This window comes from Bacillus sp. WC2503 (assembly GCF_052682895.1).
On sequence record NZ_JBQYMD010000001.1, the window covers coordinates 537,262 to 557,360 of the forward strand.

Below are 20,099 nucleotides of genomic sequence, written 5' to 3' on the forward strand. Positions count from 1 at the left end.
GTGGGGACGATTTTAGACAAAATTGTAGAGCAGAAGAAAAAAGAAGTTGCGGAGTTATATGAAACATATACACCAGGGAATGAAAAAAGAAAAACATACTCACTCGTAAAAGCTTTAGAGCAATTTACTGTCATTGCAGAAGTAAAGCGAGCATCACCATCAAAAGGAGATATTAATGTACACGTTGATGTACGAAAACAAGTGAAAACTTATGAAGAATGCGGTGCAGGAGCAGTTTCGGTTTTAACAGACGGTCAATTTTTTAAAGGATCGTTTCACGATTTACAAACTGCAAGAGCAGAAAGTAACATTCCGCTTTTATGCAAAGATTTTATAATCGATAAAATCCAAATTGATAGGGCGTATGAAGCTGGTGCAGATCTTATTTTATTAATCGTAGCGGCGTTAACGAAAGAAAAGTTAAAAGAGCTTTATAGCTACGTACTAGAAAAAGGATTAGAAGCGATCGTTGAAGTTCATGATGAACAGGAATTAGAAATTGCAATCCAATTAAATCCGCACGTTATCGGTATTAACAACCGTAATTTAAAAACATTCGAAGTCGATTTAAGCCAAACAGAAAAACTTGGAAAACGATTAAACGAGGAGAAATTACTTTGGATTAGTGAAAGCGGGATTCATTCAAAAGAAGATATTATTCGTGTCAAACGAGCTGGAGCGAAAGGTGTATTAGTTGGAGAAGCACTCATGACATCATCTTCTATTCGTACCTTTTTTGAAGATTGTAAGGTGAACATATGAAAGTGAAAATTTGCGGCATCACTGATGTTGAAACGGCAAACCGTGCTTGTGAATACGGAGTTGATGCACTCGGATTTGTTTTTGCAGAAAGTAAGCGGAAAATCACTCCAAGGCTAGCGAAAGAAATCATTCAGGAGATTCCAGCAAACGTATTAAAAATCGGTGTTTTCGTAAATGAATCAGTAGAAGAGATCCAGAAAATTGCAGATGAATGCGGGTTAACGCATGTGCAACTACATGGGGATGAAGATAATCATCAAATTAAAAGATTGAATATTCCGTCTATAAAAGCGCTAGGAGTAACTTCAGAGGCTGATATGAAAAACGCTCAAACATATGAAACGGATTATATATTGTTTGATAGCCCGAAAGAAAAGTTTCGCGGAGGAAATGGAAAGAAATTTTCATGGGCACTACTTGAGCATATGCCAAAAGAGTTGCGAGAGAAAACGATATTAGCTGGTGGATTAAACGCTCTTAATATAGAAGAAGCGATTCGAACTATTCAGCCGTATATGGTCGATGTAAGTAGCGGAGTGGAGACAGAAGGAAAGAAAGATTTAAAGAAAATAAAACAATTTATTAAAAAAGCGAAGGAGTGTTCCAAATGAACTACGCATATCCAGATGAAAAAGGCCACTACGGTATATACGGAGGACGATACGTTCCAGAAACGTTAATGCAATCTGTATTAGAACTAGAAGAAGCATATAAAGAATCGATGCAAGATGAAGCGTTTCAAAAGGAATTAAATCATTATTTAACAACGTACGTCGGAAGAGAAACACCGCTTTATTTCGCTGAAAATATGACGAAGTATTGCGGCGGTGCAAAGATTTATTTAAAACGTGAAGATTTGAACCATACAGGAGCTCATAAAATTAACAATACAATTGGTCAGGCACTTCTTGCAGTACGAATGGGCAAGAAAAAAGTTGTCGCTGAAACAGGGGCTGGACAACACGGAGTGGCAACCGCTACTGTATGTGCCCTACTTGGATTAGAATGCGTCATCTTTATGGGGGAAGAAGATGTGAGACGTCAAAAATTAAATGTGTTTCGAATGGAATTACTCGGAGCGAAAGTAGAAAGTGTAGCGGCAGGTAGCGGAACATTAAAAGATGCGGTAAACGAGGCGCTTCGTTACTGGGTTTCACATGTGCATGATACGCACTACATTATGGGATCTGTTCTCGGGCCACATCCATTCCCACAAATTGTCCGTGATTTCCAAAGTGTAATTGGGAAAGAAACGAAAAAACAATATGAGGCGTTAGAAGGAAAGTTACCAGAAGCAGTCGTTGCTTGTATTGGCGGTGGTAGTAATGCGATGGGCATGTTTTATCCGTTCGTACACGATGAAGAAGTCGCTCTTTACGGCGTAGAAGCAGCAGGGAAAGGCGTTCATACAGAACAGCACGCAGCGACTTTAACGAAAGGAAGCGTTGGTGTTTTACACGGATCGATGATGTACCTTCTGCAAAATGAAGAAGGACAAATTCAAGAAGCACACTCTATTTCAGCAGGACTTGATTACCCAGGTGTTGGGCCAGAACATAGCTTGCTAAAAGATATTGACCGCGTTTCTTATCATTCCATTACTGATGATGAAGCGTTAGAAGCATTTCAATTATTAACGAAAAAAGAAGGGATTATTCCGGCTTTAGAAAGCTCGCATGCTGTCGCATATGCATTAAAATTAGCGCCGCAAATGAAGAAGGACGAAGGGCTTGTCATTTGTTTATCTGGCCGCGGTGATAAGGATGTAGAGAGTATAAAACGTTATATGGAAGAGGTGTAAAAAATGGGAGTAGAAAAAATTAAAGCAGTATTTGAAAATGGTAAAAAAGCATTTATTCCGTACGTAATGGGCGGAGATGGTGGACTTGAAAAGTTAAAAGAAAGAATTCGTTTTCTAGACGAAGCAGGAGCAAGCATCGTTGAAATTGGTATTCCATTTTCAGATCCAGTCGCAGATGGTCCAACGATTCAAAGAGCAGGGAAACGAGCGCTAGATAGCGGCGTAACAGTAAAAGGCATTTTTCAAGCGTTAGCAGAAGTAAGGAAAGAAGTGCAAATTCCATTTGTACTCATGACATATGTAAATCCAGTACTCGCATTCGGAAAAGAACAATTCATTGAGAGATGCTTAGAGGCAGGTGTGGACGGTATTATCGTTCCAGACTTACCGTATGAAGAACAAAATATTATTGCCCCGTTACTTCGAGAGGCAAACATTGCGCTAATTCCACTCGTTACAGTAACGAGCCCAATTGAGCGAATCGAAAAAATTACGAGTGAATCAGAAGGATTCGTTTACGCCGTTACAGTAGCAGGTGTAACGGGAGTGCGTCAAAACTTTAAAGAGGAAATTCATAGTTACTTAGAAAAAGTAAAATCACATACGCATTTACCGGTAGTGGCAGGGTTCGGTATTTCAACAAAGGAACATGTAGAAGAAATGATTACAATATGTGACGGAGTTGTCGTTGGAAGTAAAGTTATTGAGCTGTTAGAAAATGAAAAACGAGAAGAAATATGTGAATTAATACAGGCAACAAAACAAAAAGAAGAGGCGTAAGTCTCTTCTTTTTGTTTTGCGTAATAAATGTTAAAATATACAGAAAATACATATAATTTAGAGGGTGAGAAAGCATGCTAAGACGTAAACTACTATATCTTCTTTTAACTGTACCACTGTACGCTTGGCTTATTAGCATGACGAAAATAGAGTTGATGGCTCTATTTGTAGGGTATGTATTCATCTTTTCCAACTTAAATCGGATTCAAGAGCAATCTATTTTAGAAGTATGTATATTTTCAATTAGTATAGAACTATTTAGTATCGTTTCGATTGTATTATTAAATGAATTATTTCAATGGATTTATTCATTTTCATTAATGAAACTTGGGAATATTGTACTGCAAGCGATATGTGCTTACATTGTGTTTGTTGTGTTAGGAAAAATAATCGGACAGCAGACGGTTTTTGAGGATAATAGAAAATGGGAGTGAATCAAAAAGGAGCCAAACGGCTTCTTTTTGATTCTGTTGTAAAAACAATTGAAAAATATTACATCTGTTATATAATAGTTAAAAATTGTATTTTTAACGAAATGAGATGATAACATGGCCATATTGTTGGCACTTATCCCAATTATGATGATTTTCATTTGTTTATTTTTATTTAAACAAACGTCATTAAGGTCCTCATTAATTTCTTATGCGGTGTCTGTTGGAATCGTTTTACTCTCGCCAACGTTTCAATTAAGGATAAGTGAAACTGTGCATGCAACGATTAAAGGTTGGTTAATTTGTTTTATTGTCGGGTATGTTTTATTTTTCGGTATTTTTTTATTTCACCTCATGAACAAAATGGGGTACATCGATCAAGTAGCGCGTTTTCTAGAAGAAGTTACTCATGATCGCTTATTACAAATGCTTCTTATGTGCTTTGGTATTTGCCCACTAATTGAATCGGTAAGTGGATTCGGAATTGGCTTCATGGTTGCAGCACCTATCTTTCTTTCATTAGGCTATAAACCGTTTCAAGCTGTACTACTTTCATTTATTGGTTTACTAGCTAGTTCATGGGGCGCAATGGCAACTGGTACGATTATCGGTTCGCAGCTTATAAATATGCCGCTCACAACTCTTGGTACAAATACAGCATTATTAAGCATACCGATTTTCGCATACTTTATCATCCTTTCTTTATACGTTGTCGGTGGCTTTCAGGCAGTTATAGAAAAGTGGAAGGAAGGGATAGGATTCTTTCTATTATTTTCTCTCGGAATCTATCTTTCTAACGCATACGTAAGTGTTGAACTAGCAGGTATATTAAGTTCTATCGTTACCATTACATTTGGCTTTCTTATCATTAAACTAAAAGGGAAAAATGAGCAAACCTTTATAACAGAACATGCTGCGGCAACGGAGAGAGAAGTATCCATTATAAAAATTATTAGCCCTTATATCTTCTTAACAGTTTGTATTTTACTTTCTCGCCTCGTTCCACCATTACATGATTTGTTCAGATCATATGCAGTCCTTGATTTAAAATCATATTCTTACAAATTAGAAATGCTATATTCACCAGGTTTTTGGCTCGGCATGACTTGTTTATTTACAATTATTTTCTTCCGCATTCCATCTCATATTATGAAACAATCACTCTTGCAAACGATAAAACAATGGATTCCTTTTGCGATTACGACGACGATGTTTATCGCCATTTCAGAACTAATGGGTGCATCTGGTATGCATTCATTACTCGCAAAAACAGCTGGTGAAACATTTGGTACCTTTTTCGTTTTCGTTGCTCCGTTCATCGGTGGTATCGGTGGTTTTTTAACAGGTAGTAACGCAGGATCAAATGCGATGTTTATAAAACTACAAATGCAAACAGCACAAAACGTAGCACTCCCGTGGCAATACGTCACAACACTTCAAAACACCGCATCGTCAGTGGCGACAATCGCTTGTCCATCACGCATTACACTAGGTGCTTATTTATGTAATATCCCGTATCGTGAAAATGAACTATTAAAGAAGACGACGTTAATGATCTTTGGTGCGGTGTTACTTGTAGTGGTGGAGGTTATTTTTTGGTATATGTTGAGAAAATAAGAAATCCTCCTGAAAAAGGAGGATTTTCTTTTTATATGGATAATGCCTTAAGTATGAAAAGCTTCTACTAAATGAATAGGAGATGAAATGTATGCCCCTAAAAAACTACGGTGTGTTAAAAGGTACAGTTATACAATCAAAGATTGGAAAAGGGAAAACACCTCATTATCAAGTTCATTTACAAGGCGAAGCAGGAGTAGATTATCGTATTGCAATTAACGTGAAATCGCAAAGTTATCCGTCGGAAGTTTTATATTTTGCGAGTAACAATATTAGGTCAGAGGCGATTCATATTTTACCGACATTACCATTCGGTTTTACAGAAATAAAAAACAATGAACCGAAAGTAGCTTTAGATTATGTAAGAGGAAATCTATTTGACTCAAATCAAATGATCCCTTTACCACCTGAAAAAGCAGGAGCTGATAATGATTTAAATGAAAAAATTGAGCGGTATATAAAGCGAGCGATAGAAGAAAGTACGATTATTTACGCGTTCGGTGAAAGATGGGGGCCAGAAGAAAATACACCCGATTCTTACTTTCATTTTGAACCAGGAAACGGTATACATGATATTCATATGAATCAAGGAAATGTAGAAAAATGGCAAGGTGATGATGGTATATGGCAAGACGGAGGAATACTCATTCATTTTGAAAAGGAAGAAGAATGGATCGGTATCTTTCTTGCATTCCAGTCGCAGTCATGGTGTACGGATGAAGAAGGGCATGCTCGTGTTCCGGTTGAGAATTGTAATTATAAGAAAAATAATTGATGAAAAGAGCTCGTTCGACATGAACGAGCTCTTTTCGTTTCGAAAAAGAAGTAAATGGAAAAATCACACGTTACTTCTACGATGGTGACAGTATTAATCCGTTATACGAGACAGATGGTAGTGGAAACGTACTTCGTCAATATGTATACTCAATGGCCGGCGTTCGTCTAGCAATGAAAGCACAAGGACAAACGTTATTCTATCACTACAACCCAAGTGGTGACGTAGTAGCGATGACAGACCCAAATGGACAAGTTGTCGTAAACTATGAATATGATGCATGGGGGAACGTATTAAAGAGTGACGCAAAAGGTATCGCAGCAGAGAATCCATTTGGATACGCGGGATACATGTATGATAAAGAAATTGTTATGTATGGTGATCGCTATTGAAGGCATAGAAACTGTTCATGAATTATTAATAGTGGTATTTTTCATAATGATTGAAAATGATAACTTATAAAAGGTTTTTGATAGGATCAGAATTCATGGTCACTACTTTTTACTATTTATAAGTCCTTTCTAATCCTTTGTCACATGTATGATTTATTAAGTGATTTTTACACATTGTGTAGTATCTGCATATGGTTACTTTTAATATAAGGGATATAGGGGTAGTCTGTAAATGATTTACGAGGAATTGTAGGAATATTTTCGTAATTACAAATGAAAGTGTTTCTACATGTAAAATCTATCTTGTTTTTTTTATTCTTATCCTTTAATTTATGTAAGGGGATTGAACGGATGTTCTGTTTTTAATGGATAATAAAAAAGAATGGTAAGATAGTTTGGGAGTTTACTATATTATTCTAGACTTGTCTGTTTTCCACCCTGAAAGTCACAATTTTATGGATGCAGGAGGCTACATATATATGGGTACGAGGCAGAAAATTTTGATGCAAGCGATGATGCTTGTAGTCATGGTTATGATGAGTGTGGTGTTTAGTAAAGAAGTTGGTGCAGAATCAGAAAACAAGAGTGATTGGATCGATAGTGTTCATGTAACGCCAAGTGAGGTTTCTTTTGGTAATGAAATGAAAGTGAAAGTTACCGTCAAGGTTAATAATCCAAATGGCATAGGTTCTGATATAAGCATCAAGTATATCCTTCCTTATTTAGATGAAGAGGAAGAAGAAGTTTATGAGTATGTCAATTTAAAATATAATTCGGAAACAGATTTGTATGAAGGTGTATTAAATACTTATTTTGATTTTGAGCAGGTTGGAACTTGGGAAATTGATATGATCCATTCAGGAGTTTTGGGCTTAATAGCATATAACTCTAACGTTCATGAGCCACGAGGTAGCTCAGAGAGAGAAAGCATGGAAGAACTGAGCAGTGGTAACATTACGTTATTGGAGCCAGTAGTTGGTTGGAATTATTTCAAGGAATATGGAGAAACACAAGGACACTGGTATTATTTTGATGAGAAAAAATTGGAATTTGTGACAGGTTGGTTTAAGGAAAATGGAAAACAATACTACTTGAATGACAACGGAATGATGGTAACAGGTTGGGTACTAGTAGATGGCAAGTGGTATTACTTGAAAGAAAACGGATCTATGGTGACAGGTTGGACGTTAGTAAATGGTGAGTGGTATTACTTAAGTGCAGATGGAGCAATGAAAACAGGTTGGACGCTAGTAGATGGCAAGTGGTATTACCTGAAAGAAAGTGGCTCCATGATGAAAGGATGGGCGTTAGTAAACGGTCATTGGTATTACTTAAATGCAGAAGGCTCCATGGCGACAGATTGGATATTAGTAAATAATACATGGTACTATCTAAACGCTAGTGGTTCTATGGTGACCGGTTGGTTACAAAAAGATCGAAATTGGTATTACTTACACTCTAATGGTGCAATGGCAGTAGGAAAACATTTCATTGATGGTAAATGGTATGGTTTTAAAGAAAACGGTGAAATGATGTCTGACTGGAAGAATGGAAAAACAGGATGGAGAATAGAAAACGGTAAACTGTATTATTTAAACCAGAAAGGTGTAAAAGTAACTGGGTGGCTACAAGATAGTGGAAAATGGTACTACTTTAATACAAAAGGTGAAGCGGTAATAGGTTCGGTGTTCAATAATGGTAAGGGCTATTATTTGCAAAATGATGCTTCGATGGCAATAGGGTGGATTTCTCTTGAGGGTGAAAAGTATTATTTTGATGAAAATGGAGTAAGGGCAGCAGGTTGGAAAGAGATAGATGGTAAGTGGTATTCTTTCTTCCCATCTACTGGAAAAATGAGCAAAAATACGTGGGTTGATAGCAAATACTGGGTAGATGCAAACGGTGTATGGACAAAGACAAGATAACTGAATAGTAGATAAAAAATACAAACCTCATTAAAAAGGTTTGTATTTTTTATGAGAACTAACAGGAATGGGAAAAATATATAATAAAGTAAAGAAGGGATTTTGTATGGGGCATGATCTGGGTGAAGAGGATGCCTCTGTAACGCAGAATGGGTATACGTATGGTGATAATAATCCAGTGATGCTGACAAATCCAGATGGACAGGCACCTTGGCTTATTCCTGTAGCGATAAGTGGCTATAGTGCTTATAAAGGATACAAAGGCAAATCACGTGTTAATTGATTAAGAAAGTCTTATAAGCAAATACGTCATACATTAAATAAAAAACGTTAGAAAAGGATGAAAAGCTACATGAATAGTATTAATATACAGTCTATATTAGATGATTTATGGGGCGCTACCATTTTAGAGACACATATAGATTTGTTAAATGATAATATTAAATTTACATTGCAGGTAATTGATAACGGAGTGATAAAAGATTATAAATTAGTATTGATAGAAGTGTCATCGTTTTATTATGTTAAAGATGATGAAAAGCGTAGATTTGCATTTTATGATAGAGAAAAAGTAGATTATTTAGAATTAACAACGATTTATTATGAAGATCCAAATCTGAGTGAAGTTAAATTGAGTTTACAAAATGAGAAAGAATGGAGTAGCAAATATTCCACAGGAGTAAATATTATAATAGAGATTTGGGATTCTATTTTGTTAGTTGAAGCAAAACAATTTTCTCTTAATGGTAAAGTGATTAATCTTAAAATGTAGTTGTTTTTTAGTATAGTTATTTCGTTCGGAGCTGGGTATCGTTTAGGGGCAAAAAATTACAAGCTTGCCAACACACCTCCGTCCAATAAAAAGCACTTAAAACAGGGAATGCAAAAAGCTGGAACAAAACTAGAATTAAAAACAATGTGATTTAACATTTTCTTTGAGTAATTAGAGTGTAGTATATAAATTTATAATGGAGAGTAAGCATCAAATTTATTAATAATAAGAGGGTTTTGCAGCACCCTCTTATTAAAAAAGAAGAAGATGTACAATAAAAACTAACGAGCTGACTTTACAAATCAACTTTTTCCAATCCTTCTATGAACATGTTCCTTTATAAATTCCCCCTAAAAACTCAATATTAATAATTCGAATATTATACTATTAAATATCTACAATGTTATAGTTGTTTTTTTCGTCTTCCTTGTTACAATAGTAGTTAGATAACTATTAAACTAAAAAATTAATAAAAGGAGTACTAGGAAGAAATGTTTAAAAAAGCTGCAGCAATTGTCTTAACATCTAGTATAATTTCTATTCCTATAACAGGTTTAGCTGAAACTGTAACAACTTCTAATACAGCAACTGTAAATGTAAATGCTGTAAAACAATCTGGATGGGTTCAACAAAATGGGAAATGGTATTACTTAAATTCAAGCGGCATTATGCAAACTGGCTGGCTGTTTGATCAAGGGGTTTGGTATTATTTAAACGCTAGTGGAGCAATGCAAACTGGCTGGCTATTAGATCAAGGAGTTTGGTATTATTTAAATTCTAATGGTTCTATGAAAACGGGTTGGTTATTAGATCAAGGAGTTTGGTATTATTTAAACGCTAGCGGAGCAATGCAAACGGGTTGGCTATTAAATCAAGGAGTTTGGTATTATTTAAATTCTAATGGTTCTATGAAAACTGGCTGGCTTCTTGATAATAATAAGTGGTATTACTTAAATTCAAGTGGCGGAATGAAAATTGGTTGGCTACAAGATGGAAACAACCGTTATTACCTCCAAAATGATGGATCAATGAAAATCGGATGGCTGCAAGTGAATAATACGTGGTATTATTTAAACGCTAGTGGAGCAATGCAAACGAGTTGGTCATTTATAGATGGAAGTTGGTACTATTTACAAAATAATGGTGCAATGAAGACGGACTGGCTACAAGATGGCGATACATGGTATTATTTGCAATCCAACGGTATGATGCAAACTGGAACTGCTTCAATCAATGGAACGACGTACCATTTCGACAAGAGCGGTGCTTGGATTCCTGAAAATAACATCACTGCTACCACATATTTAGATCTTGATTTAACGTACGCTTCAAATGTGACTGGTGCAGAAATTGATGCTAATATTAAAAAATATCATCCAGACAGCCCATTAATTGGACATGGGAATGACTTTGTTGAAGCTCAAGCTAAACATGGTGTCAATGCTCTTTATTTAGCTGCACACGCTATTTTAGAATCGGGATATGGTAAATCTGAAATTGCATATCGTAAACATAACCTATTTGGGTTACGTGCTTACGATGCTGATCCATTTAAGTATGCGAAATATTTACCAACTTTCGGTGATAGTATTTCTTATAACGCAAACTACGTAAGAGAAAAGTACTTAGAAGCAAACGGATCATACTTTAACGGACCAACATTAAAAGGCATGAATGTCATGTATTCAACAGATCAAGAGTGGTCTGCTAAAATCGTAAAAATAATGGAACGTATTAAACCTTTCCAGAAAAAAGATTATGTATATGCGAAAAAATTACCTAAAAATCCAAACTCTTTAAATGTCGACGCCCTATCAAGTGATATTCCATATAAAACATACTCACAAGGAACGACAAAAACTGTTAAACTAGCTACTTCCTATTACGTTGTACCATATCCATTTGATGGTACAATTAAAAGTCAGTCAGTTACGAAAAATGATCAAGGCACACTAGCAACGGGTACACCTGTATTTATTTATCGTGAAGATCCAAACGGATGGATTGAATTCTCACTCACAATGAATGGAAATAAATATTGGGTATTAAAAGCTGGATTAAATATGTAAATAAAATACCCCTTTTAGAAAAAGCTAAAAGGGGTATTTTATATGTTTTAAATTATTAATAGGTTTGATGAGGTTAAAGTTGCTGTGCGCAAATATATGCACTTGTATAACTATCAAAGATTTCAAAAAAACTAAGCAACCTGAGTCCATATAAATATAGAACTCAGGTTGCTTAGTTGCGCTTTTTTAATACGGGGGCATTTCACAACGAACGCCCTCCTCTTATTTTATAAAACCCAAAACTAACAAGTGTAGAAATACACGAGAACAGCAGCGCCACACTAGAAAATGCAATGAGATACATATTATATTTCATTACTTTCCCGATGAGTTGGTTACTGTCGTACTGAAAAAGTTCTGCTATTATATTAAATAAAAACAATACGATAAACATGAAGATGACACCGTCAATGGATCCTTTAATGTCTGGTTTACTTAAAGCGATATGTGCAGAAATACAAATAGCGATAAATAAAAATAACCAAAAGGAAGGATTCAATAAATTGTTTATTGTAAATAAGCTTTTCAATAATACGAACGTCGACAAGAGCATGTTTTGAACCATTTCTAAAGTAATAGAAGTAGATGCAATCGTCTTTTCGAGAGTTGTATTAAATAAAAAATATGACTCTGGTACGAAATAGCGCATGAAAAGGATTAATGCAGTAATACCAGAAATAATAGGGCCAATTCCAATGAAGAAATTCCCAATTCGTTGATATACACTTTTTTGATTGTATTGATGTTGTACGTAACCTAACGCACCTTGGCTCGTATCTGTTGGGAAGAACTGCGTTGCTACAATTTTATGACGAAATAGTACGCACATAATGGCATGTCCAAGTTCATGAATAGGAACACCAATCCACGCAGTCAAAAGAAATCCTTTTCTTCCGAAAGCCCTCCACCAATACATTCGTGTGAGAGATTCTAAATAACCTAATAGAAATCCGATTACAATGATGACTCCAATTAAAGAAAATAACTGGATCACGCTTGTAAGGAGTATTTGAAAAATTGAGTTTACAAATTCCATTGCCTTTCATCCAATCTGTTTAAAGTTTCACTTTAGTTGCTCTGTTTCATAATAGCATTATTTTTCTAGATTACTAGTCTATATATTTTCTTTCAAAAGCAGGATTTCATAATCTGTTTCTTGTAGTCATGTTTTATGTCCAAAGTCATATATTGAACTTGTAACATCCTATAAGATATATGCTTAAGGAGGGATGAGAGCGTGAAATGTCCAGCATGTCATACAGAAAATGCAGTAGAAGCAAAGTTTTGCGGGAATTGTGGACATTCGTTAACCGAAGAAGTAGTAGCAAGTGGTGTCCAAGAAGAAAACCAGCAATCATCGCATGCAGAGCAAGCGAAGGAAACTCGTCCAAATGAAACGGTAGAGCAAGCAAAGCGTTTTACGAGTGGCTATTTTCGGTTTTTTAAACAGGCATTTCAAGCACCGACAGCGATTATGCAAAGTGGCAATGTCGAAGTGCGAAATGGAATTGTCAGTCTTGTTCTTATTTGTTTTTTAGGAGCATGTATTTTTTATAGAATGATGAGTGCTGGTGCAGCTGTTACGAGAACGCTAGTGCCAGAAGTATATACTCCTACATTTTTGGGAGAATCTGTAACGGTATTTTTCTTTTTATTAATTTTAACTTTGTTTGTTGGATTCATTATTTTTATAAGTGGTAAGATGATGAAATCCTCTTTTTCGTTTCTTGAAGTATTCGGCATATGGGGAACGATAGCAACGCCGGTTATTGCTATTTTAGTCCTTACTTTTCTTTTTAGTTTCTTATTAATCTTTTTCTCACCGATATTATTATCTTTAGCTACAACTTATATAGGGATTAGTATAATTGTAGCCATATTAAAATTAGATAACGGCGGATTAGATCTTGTTTATACACTTCTTATTGCAAATGTTTTCATTGGAATCGCAACATTTATTGTACTTTGGTCTTACATTAGCACTGTAATTCAAGCCTTTACACAGGGATTAACTGGCTTCTAATGCAAAGGTGGTTGAACGGATGAATGTATGTACAAAGTGTGGAACGCAGTTTGTAGATGGTGTGCAATTTTGTCAAAACTGCGGTACAAAGAGAGAAATTCCAGTGGTGAAGAAGAAAATGGGGAGCGGTACAAAAATTGGCATTACACTTTTAGCACTACTTGTTATAGCGATTGTTGGATTGTATTTGTATGGATCATCGTATTATGCGCAGGTGGCACAAGTAGACCGGATGATTACGATTTTACAAGAGAGAGACGGAGAAAAATTAGCTGAGATTATTACGACAGATGACCCATCGGTTATTGTAACGAGAGAGAGTTTCAAGCCTCTATTTTCATATATAAAAGAAAATCCGTCTTACGTGAATGAATTGAAACAATATTTAAAGCAAGGTGAAAAGCAAGGGGACGGAATTGAAAGAGCGGATTTTTCTTTAACGAAAGACGGGAAACATTACTTTATATTTGATCGGTATAAATTGAAGGCAAGGACGTATTATACGACTTTGCTTTCAAATGAAAAAGGTGCATCTTTAAAAATGAACGGAAAAGAAATCGATAAGACAGAAGACAAAAATTTTCAGAAGCAATATGGACCGTTTCTTCCAGGAGCTCAAGTGTTTCAAGTGGAATATAAAAATGACCATGTAAAACTATCACGCGAGGAAAAAGTTGTACTTATGAAACAAAGTCAAAATAATGTAACGATAGATTTAACGTTGCAAGGGCAATATATTACAGTTCAAACGAACGCGCCTGGTGCGACATTATATGTGAATCAAAAGCCAGTTACCGCATTGACCGGAGAAGAAATTACGTGGGGTCCCGTAGCAACTGATGGAAGTGCGACGATTTATTTAGAACGCAATGGAGAAAGCGGAAGGGAAACAACAAAAGTAGAAACGGTAACAGCACTTTCGGCTTATAACCTTCCATTCGAAAAGAAAAGCGTAGAAAAAACAGTCGTTTACAATGTTACTCCGCCACCTACGACTGGGTATGTATACAATGGTTTTATCTTCCCTGATAGTAATATTCGAAAATTAACGAATGCAGATTTAACGTATGTAACGAAAGAACAGTTGAAAATTGCTAGAAACGAAATATACGCAAGACATGGAAATATATTTCAAACGAAAGATATGCAAGCGTATTTTTCAAAACAGTCTTGGTACAGAGAAAATCCGTATTTTACAGGAAAGCTAACGGATATTGAAGCTTATAATGTTGAATTGATTAAATCAAGAGAATAGCGTTCGTGAAAAAGGTACAGTGTGTATTACTGTACCTTTTCTATGATTATTTAGCTGGACCAGGATCTCTTGAGAAAAAGATGTGAAAGAGAAATGTGACTTTACTTGCTTTTCCTGATGTACTAGCCTGTACGGCGGATAAAGAACTAGGTGATAAAGCTACTTCAGAATAGGGTGCTACGACTGTTTTGAGATTATGATCTGAATCTCCTGATGTAGTAACCGTTATTGTATCTGCAGATAAGTTAATAACTTTAATAGTACCACTTGGAAATATGGACTTACCAGCATGTGATGCTGAAGCGAAGCGAGTGCCTTTCCAAATATCTTGTGCGTAGGTATCGTTGTCAGATAACCAAGCACGAGCGCTGTATATGGTTGCGTTAATGGAAAATTCTTGGTCAAGTGGCGTGGCGGCTTTCGGTTCTTGCGGTTCATCTGGAGTTTGAGCGAGAAGGCCAGGGCACATGTATGTTTCACCTACTTTCAATAGTTACTGTTATAGCATATTAAACATGTTGTTTATAAGACACGACGGTTACCTATTCAGGCATAGGTTTGTGCACTAAATTTGTAGATGAAATATTATTTCTTTACAATGGGAATAGGTGTTATTTCTATAAAATATGGAAATTGTAAAGAGTAGGTAAAAAAGAAGGAGTGGTAAAGTGAACTATGTCATTATTGGCGGAGATGCAGCTGGGATGAGTGCAGCCATGCAAATTGTAAGAAACGATGAAACTGCAAAAGTTGTGACGTTAGAAAAAGGTGAAATCTATTCATACGCTCAGTGCGGATTACCGTATGTCATTAGTGGTGCTATTGCTTCGACGGAAAAATTAATTGCGCGTAACGTGAAGACGTTTCGTGATAAGTACGGAATTGATGCGAAAGTGCGACATGAAGTAACGAAAGTAGATACGGAAAAGAAAATTGTGTACGCAAAGCATACGGAGACGAAAGATGTTTTTGAATTTACGTATGACCGTTTATTAATTGCGACGGGAGTGCGTCCTGTTATGCCAGAATGGGAAGGACGAGAGTTACAAGGCATTCATCTTTTAAAAACAATTCCAGATGCTGAGCGTATATTAAAAACGTTAGAAACAAACAAAGTTGAAGACGTAACAATTATTGGCGGCGGTGCGATTGGACTGGAGATGGCAGAAACATTTGTCGAGCTTGGTAAGAAAGTAAGAATGATTGAGCGAAATAATCATATCGGTACGATTTATGATGCAGATATGGCGGAATATATACATAAAGAAGCGGATAAACATCATATTGAAATTGTAACGAATGAAAATGTAAAAGCTTTTAGAGGAAAAGAGCGAGTAGAGGAGATTGAAACGGATAAAGGTACATATAAAGCAGATCTTGTTTTAGTATCTGTCGGAGTAAAGCCAAATACTGATTTTCTTGAAGGAACCAATATACGTACAAATCATAAAGGGGCAATTGAAGTAAATGCATATATGCAAACGAATGTGCAAGACGTATATGCTGCTGGTGATTGCGCGACACATTATCACGTTATAAAAGAAATTCATGATCATATTCCAATTGGAACGACTGCCAATAAACAAGGACGACTTGCTGGACTCAATATGGTTGATAAACGAAGATCATTTAAAGGTACGTTAGGTACAGGCATTATTAAATTTATGGATTTGACACTCGCGAGAACAGGCTTAAATGAAAAAGAAGCGAAAGGGCTCAATATCCCGTATAAAACAGTTAAAGTAGATTCAACAAATATGGCGGGCTATTATCCAAATGCGAAACCACTTTATTTAAAATTGCTATATCGCTCCGATACGAAGCAATTGTTGGGTGGACAAGTAATTGGGGAAGAAGGTGTAGATAAGCGTATTGATGTGATTGCAATGGCGCTTTTCAATAAAATGAGCATTCACGATTTAGAAGACGTCGACTTAAGTTACGCACCACCATATAATAGCGTTTGGGATCCAATTCAGCAAGCAGCAAGGAGAGCGGAGTAGCACTTTTAAAGTGCTACTTTTTTTGTAAAGGGAAGTAATCTTTTTTATTGAATAATAAAGAGGGCGATTTATAAAAATGGTTGTAGCACTTCAAAGAGTTCAAGAATCAGAAAAAGAAATATTACGTAATTTGTACGCATTATATCTTCATGACCTTTCCAAATTCACCACTAATATAACGATTGGAGTAAATGGTTTTTTTGGAATATAAAGATTTACACTTGTTTTGGAAAAATGACGGAATCACTCCATATTTTATAAAAATTGATAATAGTATTGTAGGATTTTTATTATTATTAGAACGTCCATTTTTGAAGAAAGAAAACGATTTTTGTATGAATGACATTTTCATATTGAATCAATATAGGGGAAAAGGAATCGGTAAACAAGTTATTGAAAATTTACTAGAAGAGAAACGAGGACAGTATTTCGTTATCGAACTTCTAAAAAATGTACCGGCAGTTTCGTTTTGGAAGAAAGTATATAGAGAGTTAAACATTGAATTTGATGAACGAAAACAAATGATTGATGATGAAGAATGCCTCGTTCAAACGTTTAAAATATAATGAAATAAGTGTTCCTCGTATATTACTTTGAAATTTAGCTTTATCCCGCTATTTGTGGGAGTCGGGTTGCTCGTAAACGCCCGATTGGTGAGGGCTGATAATCAGTGGGGGATGAACAGCCCTCCTACTGATTAAAGTTTCACTTTATTTTGAATATAAGGTTCACCCTTGAAAACAAAGTACGTATCGCTTATATTGTCATATAGTATTTGTTTTTTTACAAAGCAATGAACGAACCAGGGGGCGCAGTATGGCAATTAACATGAAAACAATCGAGGAATGGATTGCGGAATCAAACGCAAGACAGGAAGAAGATTTTGGACACGTTGTTGAAGAGATGAAAGAAGTATGTGTCGGACTTGATAATGCGACATTAATTTATACGAAAAATGTATTTTGCTTCGGTAAGAAAGTAGAAGTATTGTTTTTCTTCCAAGACCATGTCGTTATCGGACAAGAAAAAGACGAATATGTTGAGATTGAAAAATTAAAGTATGATGCCATTACAAATAGTAATTTAAAAACAAATGACAAAAATACAACGTTAGAATTAAAGTTTGCTAACGGACAAACTATCAATTTAGATAGTTTAAATGATAACTATGGTACGAAAAATTGGTTATTTGCAAGACAAATTAAGAGTATCTTTAAAGTAATCTAGTAAAAAAGCAGACTCTTAAGGGTCTGCTTTTTTACTTATTTCCGATTACACAAATACAACCTCTTTCTTCATAACATTTCACACTTTTAAATCCCGTCTTATAAAAAAGGTTTATTAATTCTTCCGTCGTTTTAAATTTCTTCATATGATATTGAATTTTGAAAGTTTCAGCCACTAATAAAAAGGATCCGTTCGGTTGTAAGACGCGAAGCACTTCTTTTATATCGTGTTCAACATCGGGCCAAAAATAATGAGTTTGAAAGGCGGTAATGAGATCGAAGAAGTTCGTATTGTAAGGAATAGAGGAGACGTTAGCTTGATGAATGATTACTTTCCCTGTTTTTACATCTTTCATATTTGCTTTTTTTGAGTTTTCAACAGCTTGATCGGAGTAATCAATCCCGTATATTTTCCCAAATGTAGTTCTTTTTGAAAGAGTGTGTATTGTTTTGCCTCCGCCACAGCCGATATCTAATATAACTGCCTCTGTCTTTATATGCACTTTTTGCAACGCCCACTTTGTTAATTTCGTATGTGCAGCGTTCATAATACAAAGCATGGAAGAACCAATTGTTCCACGAGGATTTTTTGCTTGCTGAATTAATTGTTGTAAAATGCTCAAATCAGACTCTCCTTTTATGTAAGAATATATACTTATTTCGCTTTTTATAAATTAAGTCCTTTAAAAAAGCACGCCGGTGGACGGCGTGCTTTTAATTATGCAAAGACCCTTTTAACCAATTCCGCGCTCGATACGCCCCAACAGGAATTTGAATAAGTGATGTTTCATTTCCACCATCAATCCCGTACAATTGATCACAAGAATTTGTATCAAAACTTAGTAACGGATGACCACCCATCCCCATAGCGGTCGCAGCGAAAACGAGTTTATGAACGAGTATACCAGCTTCCATTTGGTGAATGCGATATCCTCTATAGCCTAATGCACGTGTGTAGTAATCCTTCTTTCCAACTACATGTAAGCAAAGTGGTACTTGAAAAAGGTTTACGTTATCCATCGTCATACTAGACTGAAGGGGGTAACGAAGGTCTCCATACCGAATTGGGTGTATGGAATGTGTTTTAATGTTATAAGCATAAGCCCCGTTTTCAATAGTTTTTACGTTATAAAAACATCCATACAAGGAGACGCGTGCATTTTCATTTATATACTTGCCATCAAGGTCGTTGTAATAGGGGAAGGAGAGACTCGTTTCTTGTAGTAAAGTAGCGAGCTCAGCTGCATCCCATTTCGTTAAAGTAAAGTCATCGTTAGGGGAGTACCGCTCTTTACAAAGCTGTAAGAAATCATACGATAAACGCTCTACTTTCGGTAGCTGTACAGTGTGCGCATGATGTTGATAGTACTCTTCATGAGCTAGTGTTTGGAAGTGTTCTGTCGATTCAATCATAGATGCTTCATTTATTTTTGTTATCATCGGATATCCTTCCACATGTTTGGAACGAACGAAATGCTCATGTGCTAAAGGTGGAATTTGCTGCAATAAGTCATGAGAAGTAACGGTTTTATTTTTACGATAATCATCGTGGAACCAATCTATATTCGGTTCTGTACTTAAAGGAATAACAGCATACACACTTTCTTCTCCTTCGGTCAGTCCGAGTAAATGATTGATTGCACGGTCTAGAAATTGAAAGTATATGCCATTTGTGTAACCGAATTGTTTCGCACATTCGAGTAATTGACCGATGAGAACGCCGCTATCTAATCCTTGCAGACGATACGAAAAGTTATTGTATTTAAAAAAGTTTTTCCAAAACATAGTGGATACAAATGCAGCACCAAAGCAAGAATGTATGTTACAGCGATTGCCGAGTGCGTCTGTAAGATAAGAATCGAAATTTCCTTCGCGAAGTAAGATAAGTCGGTGATACGCAGCGTCATAGTGGTAAATCCCGTCTGGATAATGATCCAATTTTAAATATATATACAATTCATTCGGATATAAAGCACCACCTGAAGGGATAGACCTCCGGAATAAATTTCTTTCGCTATTGAGCTGACATAATTGGGTTATACCAAATGAATACAAAAGGTAAGGACCAATCTCATCCAAAGTAGGTGTAGTAGAAGAGTTCGGCAAAGATATTGGGATTTCTGAAGAGAGAGGGATGACAGGTACATTTCGATATAACTTATAAGGAAGCGGTGCGTCTTCCCAGTCCACCTTATGATTCGGCATAATTTCATCAATAGTGAAATGGAGATGATGTAAAAAAGTATCTAGCTGCATGAAATCCCCCCT

At 35.9% G+C, this 20,099-nt stretch carries 19 protein-coding genes and 2 pseudogenes; 17 read left to right on the forward strand and 4 right to left on the reverse strand.

The features are described from left to right. From trpC to ACUN26_RS02950, 12 genes and pseudogenes are all read left to right on the forward strand, one after another. Positions 1–762: an indole-3-glycerol phosphate synthase TrpC gene (trpC, locus tag ACUN26_RS02895; RefSeq protein WP_000536706.1), complete on the forward strand. Its 762-nt coding sequence runs from the start codon at positions 1–3 to the stop codon at positions 760–762. Continuing rightward, positions 759–1,373 (forward strand): phosphoribosylanthranilate isomerase, encoded by a 615-nt coding sequence (locus ACUN26_RS02900; RefSeq protein WP_000865150.1) that lies wholly within the window; start codon positions 759–761, stop codon positions 1,371–1,373. The genes trpC and ACUN26_RS02900 overlap by 4 nt, the downstream gene beginning before the upstream one ends. Next, the gene (gene trpB / locus ACUN26_RS02905) at positions 1,370–2,563 is read left to right on the forward strand and encodes a tryptophan synthase subunit beta (RefSeq protein WP_001105048.1); all 1,194 of its coding nucleotides are present in this window, start codon (positions 1,370–1,372) and stop codon (positions 2,561–2,563) included. The genes ACUN26_RS02900 and trpB overlap by 4 nt, the downstream gene beginning before the upstream one ends. A gap of 3 nt (positions 2,564–2,566) precedes the next feature. Further along, entirely contained in the window at positions 2,567–3,343 is a 777-nt protein-coding gene (gene trpA / locus ACUN26_RS02910) for a tryptophan synthase subunit alpha (RefSeq protein ID WP_000537847.1), read from the forward strand. A 74-nt stretch (positions 3,344–3,417) separates the two neighbouring features. Then, positions 3,418–3,777, forward strand: coding sequence for a DUF4029 domain-containing protein (locus ACUN26_RS02915; protein WP_000946157.1), 360 nt, complete (start codon positions 3,418–3,420; stop codon positions 3,775–3,777). Positions 3,778–3,891: 114 nt separating this feature from the next. Then, a complete protein-coding gene (locus tag ACUN26_RS02920) occupies positions 3,892–5,391 on the forward strand; it encodes an L-lactate permease (RefSeq protein ID WP_000996264.1) in 1,500 nt (499 codons plus the stop codon). 91 nt (positions 5,392–5,482) lie between these two features. Next, positions 5,483–6,166, forward strand: coding sequence for a DUF2278 family protein (locus ACUN26_RS02925; RefSeq protein ID WP_001128599.1), 684 nt, complete (start codon positions 5,483–5,485; stop codon positions 6,164–6,166). A gap of 35 nt (positions 6,167–6,201) precedes the next feature. Next, positions 6,202–6,543, forward strand: a pseudogene (locus tag ACUN26_RS02930) (RHS repeat-associated core domain-containing protein); the annotation flags it as partial. Between the two features lie 494 nt (positions 6,544–7,037). After that, positions 7,038–8,483 (forward strand): hypothetical protein, encoded by a 1,446-nt coding sequence (locus ACUN26_RS02935; protein WP_000537250.1) that lies wholly within the window; start codon positions 7,038–7,040, stop codon positions 8,481–8,483. A 106-nt stretch (positions 8,484–8,589) separates the two neighbouring features. Continuing rightward, positions 8,590–8,766, forward strand: a complete 177-nt coding sequence (locus tag ACUN26_RS02940) for a hypothetical protein (protein WP_000509719.1) — start codon at positions 8,590–8,592, stop codon at positions 8,764–8,766. 69 nt (positions 8,767–8,835) lie between these two features. Further along, positions 8,836–9,255, forward strand: coding sequence for a YxiG family protein (locus tag ACUN26_RS02945; protein WP_001084723.1), 420 nt, complete (start codon positions 8,836–8,838; stop codon positions 9,253–9,255). Positions 9,256–9,746: 491 nt separating this feature from the next. Then, entirely contained in the window at positions 9,747–11,324 is a 1,578-nt protein-coding gene (locus ACUN26_RS02950; RefSeq protein ID WP_000472907.1) for a glucosaminidase domain-containing protein, read from the forward strand. A gap of 202 nt (positions 11,325–11,526) precedes the next feature. On the opposite strand, the gene ACUN26_RS02955 is transcribed toward ACUN26_RS02950, so the two are convergent. Next, the gene (locus tag ACUN26_RS02955) at positions 11,527–12,360 is read right to left on the reverse strand and encodes a hypothetical protein (protein ID WP_000397504.1); all 834 of its coding nucleotides are present in this window, start codon (positions 12,358–12,360) and stop codon (positions 11,527–11,529) included. A 201-nt stretch (positions 12,361–12,561) separates the two neighbouring features. Here ACUN26_RS02955 and ACUN26_RS02960 point away from each other — a divergent pair, with 201 nt between their 5' ends. Further along, the gene (locus tag ACUN26_RS02960; RefSeq protein WP_000650067.1) at positions 12,562–13,347 is read left to right on the forward strand and encodes a zinc ribbon domain-containing protein; all 786 of its coding nucleotides are present in this window, start codon (positions 12,562–12,564) and stop codon (positions 13,345–13,347) included. Between the two features lie 19 nt (positions 13,348–13,366). Beyond that, a complete protein-coding gene (locus tag ACUN26_RS02965) occupies positions 13,367–14,602 on the forward strand; it encodes a TcaA 3rd/4th domain-containing protein (protein WP_001099929.1) in 1,236 nt (411 codons plus the stop codon). Positions 14,603–14,648: 46 nt separating this feature from the next. On the opposite strand, the gene ACUN26_RS02970 is transcribed toward ACUN26_RS02965, so the two are convergent. Continuing rightward, entirely contained in the window at positions 14,649–15,071 is a 423-nt protein-coding gene (locus ACUN26_RS02970) for a hypothetical protein (protein ID WP_000336278.1), read from the reverse strand. A gap of 199 nt (positions 15,072–15,270) precedes the next feature. Here ACUN26_RS02970 and ACUN26_RS02975 point away from each other — a divergent pair, with 199 nt between their 5' ends. From ACUN26_RS02975 to ACUN26_RS02985, 3 genes and pseudogenes are all read left to right on the forward strand, one after another. Then, positions 15,271–16,605, forward strand: a complete 1,335-nt coding sequence (locus tag ACUN26_RS02975) for an FAD-dependent oxidoreductase (protein ID WP_001110248.1) — start codon at positions 15,271–15,273, stop codon at positions 16,603–16,605. 76 nt (positions 16,606–16,681) lie between these two features. After that, positions 16,682–17,171, forward strand: a pseudogene (locus tag ACUN26_RS02980) (GNAT family N-acetyltransferase). Positions 17,172–17,421: 250 nt separating this feature from the next. After that, positions 17,422–17,832: a DUF3908 family protein gene (locus ACUN26_RS02985; RefSeq protein WP_000996796.1), complete on the forward strand. Its 411-nt coding sequence runs from the start codon at positions 17,422–17,424 to the stop codon at positions 17,830–17,832. A 31-nt stretch (positions 17,833–17,863) separates the two neighbouring features. Here ACUN26_RS02985 and ACUN26_RS02990 read toward each other — a convergent pair whose 3' ends face one another. Both ACUN26_RS02990 and ACUN26_RS02995 read right to left on the reverse strand, forming a co-directional pair. Continuing rightward, on the reverse strand, positions 17,864–18,454 hold the full coding sequence (locus ACUN26_RS02990; protein WP_000025730.1) for a class I SAM-dependent methyltransferase: 591 nt from the start codon (positions 18,452–18,454) through the stop codon (positions 17,864–17,866). A gap of 91 nt (positions 18,455–18,545) precedes the next feature. After that, a complete protein-coding gene (locus ACUN26_RS02995) occupies positions 18,546–20,087 on the reverse strand; it encodes a SagB family peptide dehydrogenase (RefSeq protein ID WP_001175567.1) in 1,542 nt (513 codons plus the stop codon). Positions 20,088–20,099 lie beyond the last annotated feature (12 nt).